Below are 1,177 nucleotides of genomic sequence, written 5' to 3' on the forward strand. Positions count from 1 at the left end.
CCGCCGCCTTCGGCGCGGACGGCCGCAAGGACCTGATCGTCGAGCAGTTCGATGCGCAGGGCCACCGCAGCGTCTCGAGCCGGCTGTCGTTCGAGCTCGACACGCAGGCGCCGGCGGCGTTGGCGCCCTCGGCGCCGGCCAATGGCTGGCTGGGCCGCGACGGCGACATCCATGTCGGCCGCCTGGACCGCGACTCGCACTGGCAGTACAGCCTCGACGGCACGATCTGGCGGCCCGGCACCGGCGGCGGGCTGCGCGGCGCCGAGGTCGGCCAGGAGGGCGAGCAGCAGATCTGGCTGCGCCAGGTCGACCTGGCGGGCAACGCGAGCGAGGCGAGTCGCGTCACCGTGAACGTGGACCTCACCCCGCCGAAGGGCGCGCTGATCCGGCTGCCGGTCGACCCCCCGATCGACGGCCCGTTCACCACCGCTCCGCACATGAAGCACGGGACCATCGACGTGGCGGCCCTGGACGGCTGGGCCTACAGCTGGGACGGCCAGTCCTGGCTGACCAGTGCCGACCATGGGCGCAGCGTCAGCACCGCGGGGCTGAAGGACGGGGCGCACACGCTGCAGGTCCGTCAGCAGGACCTGGCCGGCAACGTGACGATCACCGAGCGGTCGTTCACGCTGGACACCGTCAAGCCCGTCGCGCCGACGGTGCAGCTGGTCAACGACACCGGCTACTGGAACAACGACAGGATCACCTCCGACGGCACCTTGCGCCTGGGCAAGCTCGAGCCCAACGCGGAGTGGTGGCTGAAGGTCACCGTCAACGGCAAGGAGTACTACCAGGGCGGCAAGGGCCACACGATCACCACCGCGGACATGGGGCTGCCGGCCGGCACGGCGGGCCAGGTCGAGGTCTTCGTCCAGCAGGTGGACCTGGCCGGCAACCAGAGCCTCCCGGCCCACTTCCAGTTCGAGCTCTATGTCCAGAGCGCCGTGATCTGACGCGGACGGGACAACGCCGCCCCTAGGTCCAAGGTTGTCCCGCCCCGCCCCTTGACCTAGCATCGGCCGCGCCGGTTCCATCTCGGGCCGGCGTTCCTTTTGGCGATGCCGTGGGGGGCCACTTGGCGGTATGGACTCGCGCGATGGAGGCGCGGCCGGCGACGTCGGCGATCTCGATCCGCCGGCTCGCGCTGCTGGTGGTGCTGCCGCTGCTGCTGCTGGGC

1 protein-coding gene is annotated in these 1,177 nt (G+C 71.3%); it reads left to right on the forward strand.

Going from position 1 to position 1,177, the window contains the following annotated elements:
• The coding region (locus FUT87_RS29375; RefSeq protein WP_186830743.1) for a hypothetical protein at positions 1-953 on the forward strand (953 nt) is incomplete at its 5' end.
• Between the last annotated feature and the right edge of the window lie 224 nt (positions 954-1,177).

This window comes from Mitsuaria sp. TWR114 (genome assembly GCF_007997345.1).